The sequence below is a fragment of the Candidatus Caldatribacterium sp. genome, assembly GCA_014359405.1.
GTDB classification, from domain to species: Bacteria; Atribacterota; Atribacteria; order Atribacterales; family Caldatribacteriaceae; genus Caldatribacterium; species Caldatribacterium oleiphilum.
In genome coordinates, this window is sequence record JACIZN010000100.1 from 1 (window position 1) to 7,159 (window position 7,159).

Below are 7,159 nucleotides of genomic sequence, written 5' to 3' on the forward strand. Positions count from 1 at the left end.
CCCACCTCGTTAACTCCTACCGCTACAAGAACAATGTTGGGGTCTACAGCCTTCATCGTGCGAACAAACTCGAGACATTTCTTGCCATAGGTCTCTGGATCAACGTGTCCTATTTGCCAATTTCCATATGTCTCATTGCCTATACCCCAAAACCGGACGCTATAGGGTTCGGGGTGACCATTCTCGGCCCTTAGAGACCCATAGCGAGAGGAGGGATCTCCGTTGCAGTACTCAACCCAGGCTGCCGCCTCCTCCGGCGTGCCAGTGCCAATGTTCACACAAATGTAAGGCTCGGCCCCAACAAAGCGGCAGAGCTCCATAAACTCATCGGTGCCGAAATCATTTGGTTCCCAGGTACTCCAGGCGCGATCCCAGCGAGGCGGCCTTTTATCCCTCGGCCCGACACCGTCCATCCAATGATAATTAGAAGCAAAGTTACCCCCTGGCCAGCGCAATATGGTTGGTCTAAGCATTCTAATGGCGCTAAGGACATCTTTTCGCATTCCTTTCCAGGAGCGATTAATAGGCATCATGGAAACATACCCTACCCAAAGGGTACCTGGACCCTCAAAAGCAATAACGAAAGAAACTTCCTTCCTAAAAAGCACAGGGGTTACTTTCCATTCGAAATCAAATACCTTCCAGTCCGGACCAACCTCTAATCCTGTCTCAACAAACACCTCCTCTCCTCTTTGCAACCTAACCCAGACAGGATTCCCTATACCTTCCCCTCTTAGGACACAACGTACCTTAAAGGCACAATCATCAACAATGATATCTTGGAAAATCCCAGCCATGGTTCCAGGAGCCATGATCTCAACACGTTGCGATTGCGATCCCACGTAGAAGCAAGTATTATCGTGAGTAAAGTATACATTTCGGCCTTTCTGTTCCCCAAAAGGCAACCATGGATAAATCACTCCGCAATGGTTAGGATCTTCCCCTGCAAATTTTCCGTTACGGATTTTCTCTGCCCATATACCTCCGTAAACACAGCGTCCAAGGTGTTCTATGAAAGAACCATAGACAAAAGGAGAGAGTCTTCCTTTCCTTCGCGTAGCATCTATCCAAACCTTTCCCTTTCTCAAGAAACACCCTCCTCGAAGTAAAGTCGCAAAACTATGTCCTTATCGTAATTACCGAACCCCTTTCCGAAAATATTTATACCCCCCACATTTTTGGCGTCTTCCTTGATCCCGATTCGGACTTTTATAAAGGGGTAACTGTAAATGCATAAATCTTTAAGGCGGGTCCCTGAAACCTTTTCTCCATCAATGAACGATCCCTCCTCCGTAACAATCCAGCTCTTCAGAAAGCCATATTGAGAGTTCCCTAACCCCCACCATCGGGGAGTGAAATGGCCCCTTCTATCCCCAAAATCTCCTGGAGACGTCCAGGTACCAATCTCCACTTCGTTTATCCACACCGTAATATCCGAAGGCCAGTACTCATTAGCTCCAGGAGCTTCCGAAGAGAGCTCCGCTGTCACCTCTATCTTTCGAAGGGGCTTCCTCTTATAGAGAGCATTGTTAGGAAACCTGTATTCAACAAAGCCCCTGCTGAACCATAAAAGACTTGCTTTAACCCTTTCAGGACTCCAGAACGAGCTAACAGAATCGAAGAAACCAATAACTTTTTCCTTGGAGCAGAGGCCACAAGGGGGGCTCACGTCGAATTTGGTGTAGAGGCCAACAGGCATTTCAACCTCGATGACGTCGTCCTCGTTCTCCTTCTCCTCGGAGGAAAAGGCGATGACAATCTCGCTGTACTGGGTGCTGCAGAGTTTTTGAGAACCCTTTTTGCCCTTTTGGTTTTCAACTTTCACCAAACCCGCTTTCTCGAGGGCCTTAATGTTCACAGCCGCGGTGGACTGGGGGATTCCCAGGGCATGGGCAATCTCGTTCACATTGAGCCTTTTGCCGTTGAGGAGCTCGAGGATGCGGATTCGAAGATCTGAACTCAGGGCCTTCAAGACCTCGACGTCCTTGTTGGCGTTGAGAACCAGGATGCTTCCGCTCTTTCGCATCATAGGAGGCTGACCTCTTTATATCAAAGCGATTGATATAAAACAAACTTCCCAATATTCTGGAAAAGAGGATAGCAATCCCGTATTTTTCTGTCAAGATGGCCATGAGGGGTTCGTCGAGGTTTCCTATAAATTTTTTCATTTATATCAAAGAGATTGATACAATGAGAGCGGGCCCTTAAGGGTGCCGCCTGGCCTTTCGGAAAGGGCAACACCCTGACTTTGGATGTCCAGAGCCACTCCTGCTTTGCGGAAAACCTTTCCTTCTTAAAACTTCCGAACAAGAGCACCGCTCTCGTCGATGAGCACAGCGCGTCTTGGGGGATACCTCCCCTCTTCGTTGAAAAACCTGCAGGACTTAACGAGACTCGAGAGCATTGCCTATTGAGTCTGACCCCGAATACAGTTCGAAACAAAAGAAGCCAGAATCTCATTGCTACCTCATGAGGGGACAGCAGATTCACCAATTGACAAGGGTTCTGGAGCAACCCCTTGGTGAGGAATCAGAGGATTTCGCGAACAGACGAGGGCCCAGCTGTGCCGAGGGCCCTCGGCACAGCTGGGAAGGAACTATTTCCTCAACGCCGCCAGGATTTCCTCAATGTCTGGACGCTCACTGAGGGGGTACTCTTTTTTCCAGATGACGATGCTGTTTTCATCGATGACGAAAACGGCGCGTTTTGAGAAACCTTCTTTCTCGTCGAAAACTCCGTAGGCCCTGGCTACTTCCCCATGGGGCCAGAAATCCGAAAGAAGAAGCGTTTGTCTCACCCCGATTTCCTTGGCCCAGGTGTGTTTCGCAGGCACAGGATCTACGCTCAGGCCTAAGGCGACGGTGTTGAGGCTATCAAGCTCTGCCTTCTTGGCTTCAAGGTCCTGCATCTGGTAAGTGCACACCCGCGTGAACGCTAAGGGATGGAAGGAGAGGACAATCTTTTTACCGCGGAAGTTGCTGAGCTTCTGTTCCTTGCCGTGCTGGTCCTTTAAGGTGAAATCAACAGCGGGACTCCCGACTTCAGGCGTGGTACTGGCCCCCTCTCAGATAGGCTTATACCGAAAGACCAGGGAGGGTGTTCCATATTCCCGGAGAGTCAGCCACAATGAGGGCTCTTTCTTATCCGGGGTAGAACCTGACGGGCAAGGAAATAGGCGAGAAAGGCCTTGACGAAATCTGGACCAATGAAAGGAAAAACGGCGATTCTTAGAGTATCCCCAAGACCCACAGGTTTCCCCAGAAAGACGTTCATGGCCAAGAAGAAGTAGAGGATTCCCGGACCATAGAGGGTCACCACGCCTAAAAGGACAGCTCCGAGAATCCTTCCCGGGTTTTTCCTGCGGGAAAGAAGCGCCGTACAGGGAGCGGCGATAATGAATCCAAGGAGGAAACCGAAGGTGGGTCGGAGGACGTAGAGGGGTCCTCCAAAAGGGGGAGTGGCAAAAACGGGAAGCCCGGCAAGTCCAAGGAGAACGTAAAGGAGCATACTCAAGAAGGCCTCTCTCGGAGTGAGCAGAAATCCTGCCAGGAAGACCACAAAGGGAACGAGACTGAAAGGAACAATGCTTGAGCCAAACCGAAAGGCCACCGCAGCAACAACGCAAAAAGCAGCAAAGAGTGCAATCCGAGTGAGAGAAGAAGGCGAAAGGCGCATAGCATTCCTCCTCTCCTTTTTCGTTAACAACAATTATAATTCAAGTTAACGAAAAAGGAAGGGCAAAAAGACGGGCCTCAAAAACCTGTCCCCGAGTTTCCAAAAGCCGCTAACCTCTTAAGGGAGCTGGCGGATGAGGTTTCCCTGGGAGTCGTAGAAACCTATGACCGGGTCTTTCTCGGTTAAGGCCATCCCCATCCGAAGAGTCCCCTTCGGGTCCCCAAAGGCGATTCCCGCAATATTCTCTACAAGCGCAATGCCCATTCGGGGAGCTCCTTTGCTGTCGCAGAGAGTGATTCCTGCAACGTCTTCTCCCGAAACGAGGACGATGCGCATCCTTCCGTTTTCTCCCAGAAAGGCAAGCACCGGACCTTGAGGTCCAGAAAAGAGCACTGCTTTAGGGTTCCCCTGGCTATCGACAAGGACGAACTTTTCCGCCACCACCTCCCTGCTCCAGCGCGCTGCCCCAAAAAGGCCGAGAGCAAAAAGGACAAGGACCAAAACGAGAATTAGATTCGTGGCCTTCGCAACCATTCTCCCCCTCCTCTCTAAGGGAGGAGAACCCTCCGAACACAACCTTATTCCCCTTGACAATTATGAGCATATGCTTATAATAGGGATGGTGACAGATATGCCGCGACCACATTGTCCAAGAAGAATCGGCTGGTTTCCGAGAGTATGGTGCTTCTACCCGGGAGGGGTTTCAGAGAATCCCGAAGAGGTCGTTCTCACTCTTGACGAGCTTGAAGCAATCCGGCTCTCGGATCTTGAAGGTCTCTACCAGGAAGAGGCGGCGCAAAGGATGGGGATATCCCGTCCGACCTTTGGCCGAATTCTTGAGGCTGCCCGTCGAAAGGTTGCAGAAGCACTTGTCCTGGGGAAAACTCTTCGGATTGAGGGAGGACCTGTGTACCACGAGGAAATCCCCCTGCCCCCGCACCGATGCCGGTGTCGATGGGGGTGGGAAGAGAAGAGGAGGTGAGTCCCATGTACGGATGGAGAGGGTTCTGGCGAGGGAGCTGGGCTAAAGCTACCCCAAGTGGATACCGCTACATCGGACCATGTCGCTGCGGCACAGGGCCACACGCGTTCTTCATGGATCCCTACGGAAGAATCGTTCATGCATCGGCGTTCTGGAGAGCCCCTTTCTTCGCCGGAGACATCGAGGCAGAGCTCAGAGCTCTCCAAGAGGAAAAGGCCCAGCTTGAGAAGAGAATCCAGGAGCTCGAAGAACTCAGGAAAAAGGAAACCCAGAGTTAGTTCTCTCAGGGCTTTGGGCTGAGAAAGCCCAAAGCCCCAAAGCCAAAGGGAGGTGCAGAATTGATGGAAAAGCGGGTTGTGGTTCCGGTTGAAGAACCAAAAGACATGGCGTCCTGCGTCTCTGAGCACTTCGGACGCTCCCCACACTTTGCAGTTGTTACACTCAACGAGGACGGGGGAATCCTCCAGGTAGAATTCCTCCCCAACCAGGGGGAGCACTTTGGTGGTGGTAGCCACACCCACGATTGGGTCTTTGAGCTTCGTCCCCATGCCATCATTACCCGAGGAATGGGCAGAAAGGCGCTCGAGCGTTTCAAAGGCGCCGGTATCCCTGTCTTCTTCACCGATGGTAAGACCTTAAAAGATGCCATCAGCGCATTCTCTGAGGGACGGCTCGAGGAATTCGCCACTTCTGATAAGGCCACGCCATGCTGCTACAAGAAGGAAAAACCCATGCAGTAGGGAGGTAACCCTTGGCAAGACTTACCGTGCTCTACGACAACGCTGCGCTCTCTTCGTACCTTCTTGCCTCCCATGGCTTTTCCTGCCTTGTGGAGGAAAAAGAGCGGGTCCTTTTTGATACTGGCGAGAGCGGTCCCCTCCTCTTCAAAAACATGGAGCTTTTGGGAATCGACCCCTGTTCCATCTCTTCTGTAGTCATTTCCCATGAACACTACGATCACATCGGAGGGCTCTGGCACTTTCTCTCTTGTAATCCTAAAGTGACCGTCTACATCCTCCCCTCCTTTTCTGAAGAAACCAAGGAGCGCATCTGGAAAATGGGGGCAAAGGTGGTCGAGGCTGAAAATCCTCGGCAAATCACAGACTCCGTATCAACCACCGGCGAGGTCCAGGGACCGGTGCCGGAACAGGGGCTTTTTGTTGCAGGAAGAAGAGGGGTGCTCCTCCTTGGGGGATGCTGCCATCCAGGACCGGTCGCCATGCTCGAAAGGGCCCAATCCCTGGGCAAGAGGGTTTCGGGTTTCCTCGGGGGCCTTCACCTTTCCTTTGCTCGAGAGGAAGAAATTGAAAAGACCCTTAAAACCATGAAAGCCCAAGGAGTGGAAGTGATAGCCCCCACCCATTGTACAGGCTTTTTTGCCATAGAACTTGCCCGTTCCCTGTGGGCGGATGGATACATCCCTTGCGGGGTAGGAACGCAACTTTCCTGGTAGGAGGAAGACCATGAGCCGTTACAGCCGCATCGGGAAGATTTTTGCCGTAATGAGTGGTAAGGGTGGAGTAGGAAAGAGCACGGTTTCAGCCCTCTTGGCCTGTGAGTTTGCCCGAAGAGGAAAAAGGGTCGGTATCATGGATACCGACCTTACCGGACCGAGCATTCCAACCATGTTTGGTGTGGAGAAGGAAAGACCGGAGGTACTCAATCCAGGCATTTTCCCGGTGAGAACCAGAATCCTGAACATAGAGGTGATGTCTCTCAACCTCCTCCTTGAAGAGCCGGATCAGCCGGTTATCTGGCGTGGTCCGCTCCTCAGCAAGGCCATACAGGAACTGTGGGAGGAGACCATCTGGAGCGACCCAGAAATTCTCGTTCTCGATCTACCTCCAGGCACAGGAGACATACCCTTGACTATTCTGCAGACTATACCCCTGACGGGGGTGGTTATTGTCTCCTCACCCCAGGACTTAGCTCTCCTTGTGGTTCGAAAAGCCATCCACATGGTAGAAGAGCTAAAGAAACCCATCGTGGGTATTTTGGAAAACATGAGCTACATTATCTGCCCCCACTGTAAGGGGAAAATCGCCCTCTTCGGCAAGGAAAAGGGGTCTCTGGTTGCCGCCCAGCTCTCCCTTCCTTTCCTTGGAAGCCTTCCACAAGATCCAGAACTTGCAAGACGTTGTGACGAAGGTACCATCGAGGAATACGAGAACGAGGCGCTCTCAGCAATCGCGGCAGAGATACTTAAGGAGTAGGAGAACCGCGCTCACTCGATTTCTCCCCAGGTGATCGTCCGTTCTCTTCCGCCTTCGCGAATCCGAAGGGCTCCGTGTTCGTCGACTCCTAAGGCTATCCCGGTAACCGGCTCTTTCCCCCCGCCAACGGCTACCGGACGCCCCAGAAGGGCGAAACGCCGGTTGTACTCCTCAACCCAGGGAGAGAAATCTCCGTCCCTTTTCCATCGCCTGTAAGCGGCAAGGAAGTGGGAGAGAAACCTCCGGAGAATCTCTATGCGAGAAAGAGGAACTCCTTTCTCCAAAAAGA

Annotated in this window: 10 protein-coding genes and 1 pseudogene; 5 read left to right on the forward strand and 6 right to left on the reverse strand. The window is 52.0% G+C overall.

Features of this window, described 5'->3' with window-relative positions; translation table 11 throughout:
* From H5U36_07955 to H5U36_07975, 5 genes and pseudogenes are all read right to left on the reverse strand, one after another.
* Window positions 1-1,088 (reverse strand): hypothetical protein (locus tag H5U36_07955; GenBank protein ID MBC7218055.1); only part of this gene is annotated, 1,088 nt, incomplete at its 3' end.
* Entirely contained in the window at window positions 1,085-2,026 is a 942-nt protein-coding gene (locus H5U36_07960; protein ID MBC7218056.1) for a helix-turn-helix domain-containing protein, read from the reverse strand. The genes H5U36_07960 and H5U36_07955, both read right to left, overlap by 4 nt.
* A gap of 570 nt (window positions 2,027-2,596) precedes the next feature.
* Window positions 2,597-3,022: pseudogene (locus tag H5U36_07965) on the reverse strand (redoxin domain-containing protein).
* A gap of 95 nt (window positions 3,023-3,117) precedes the next feature.
* The gene (locus H5U36_07970) at window positions 3,118-3,675 is read right to left on the reverse strand and encodes a biotin transporter BioY (GenBank protein ID MBC7218057.1); all 558 of its coding nucleotides are present in this window, start codon (window positions 3,673-3,675) and stop codon (window positions 3,118-3,120) included.
* Window positions 3,676-3,792: 117 nt separating this feature from the next.
* Window positions 3,793-4,209: a hypothetical protein gene (locus H5U36_07975; GenBank protein MBC7218058.1), complete on the reverse strand. Its 417-nt coding sequence runs from the start codon at window positions 4,207-4,209 to the stop codon at window positions 3,793-3,795.
* A gap of 97 nt (window positions 4,210-4,306) precedes the next feature.
* On the opposite strand from H5U36_07975, the gene H5U36_07980 reads away from it, so the two are divergent.
* The 5 genes from H5U36_07980 to H5U36_08000 all read left to right on the forward strand — a co-directional run bounded on the left by H5U36_07980 (window position 4,307) and on the right by H5U36_08000 (window position 6,870).
* Window positions 4,307-4,657, forward strand: a complete 351-nt coding sequence (locus H5U36_07980; GenBank protein ID MBC7218059.1) for a DUF134 domain-containing protein — start codon at window positions 4,307-4,309, stop codon at window positions 4,655-4,657.
* A gap of 5 nt (window positions 4,658-4,662) precedes the next feature.
* Window positions 4,663-4,935, forward strand: a complete 273-nt coding sequence (locus H5U36_07985) for a hypothetical protein (protein ID MBC7218060.1) — start codon at window positions 4,663-4,665, stop codon at window positions 4,933-4,935.
* A 63-nt stretch (window positions 4,936-4,998) separates the two neighbouring features.
* On the forward strand, window positions 4,999-5,397 hold the full coding sequence (locus H5U36_07990) for a NifB/NifX family molybdenum-iron cluster-binding protein (protein ID MBC7218061.1): 399 nt from the start codon (window positions 4,999-5,001) through the stop codon (window positions 5,395-5,397).
* A gap of 11 nt (window positions 5,398-5,408) precedes the next feature.
* Window positions 5,409-6,110, forward strand: a complete 702-nt coding sequence (locus H5U36_07995; GenBank protein ID MBC7218062.1) for an MBL fold metallo-hydrolase — start codon at window positions 5,409-5,411, stop codon at window positions 6,108-6,110.
* Between the two features lie 10 nt (window positions 6,111-6,120).
* A complete protein-coding gene (locus tag H5U36_08000) occupies window positions 6,121-6,870 on the forward strand; it encodes an Mrp/NBP35 family ATP-binding protein (GenBank protein MBC7218063.1) in 750 nt (249 codons plus the stop codon).
* Window positions 6,871-6,881: 11 nt separating this feature from the next.
* Here H5U36_08000 and H5U36_08005 read toward each other — a convergent pair.
* Window positions 6,882-7,159 (reverse strand): hypothetical protein (locus H5U36_08005; GenBank protein MBC7218064.1); only part of this gene is annotated, 278 nt, incomplete at its 5' end.

Excerpts from the sequence above, each read along its gene's own strand:
- H5U36_07960 (MBC7218056.1), bottom strand. The coding sequence starts at position 2,026 with ATGCGAAAGAGCGGAAGCATCCTGGTTCTCAACGCCAACAAGGACGTC.
- H5U36_07970 (MBC7218057.1), bottom strand. The coding sequence starts at position 3,675 with ATGCGCCTTTCGCCTTCTTCTCTCACTCGGATTGCACTCTTTGCTGCT.
- H5U36_07975 (MBC7218058.1), bottom strand. The coding sequence starts at position 4,209 with ATGGTTGCGAAGGCCACGAATCTAATTCTCGTTTTGGTCCTTGTCCTT.
- H5U36_07980 (MBC7218059.1), top strand. The coding sequence starts at position 4,307 with ATGCCGCGACCACATTGTCCAAGAAGAATCGGCTGGTTTCCGAGAGTA.
- H5U36_07985 (MBC7218060.1), top strand. The coding sequence starts at position 4,663 with ATGTACGGATGGAGAGGGTTCTGGCGAGGGAGCTGGGCTAAAGCTACC.
- H5U36_07990 (MBC7218061.1), top strand. The coding sequence starts at position 4,999 with ATGGAAAAGCGGGTTGTGGTTCCGGTTGAAGAACCAAAAGACATGGCG.
- H5U36_08000 (MBC7218063.1), top strand. The coding sequence starts at position 6,121 with ATGAGCCGTTACAGCCGCATCGGGAAGATTTTTGCCGTAATGAGTGGT.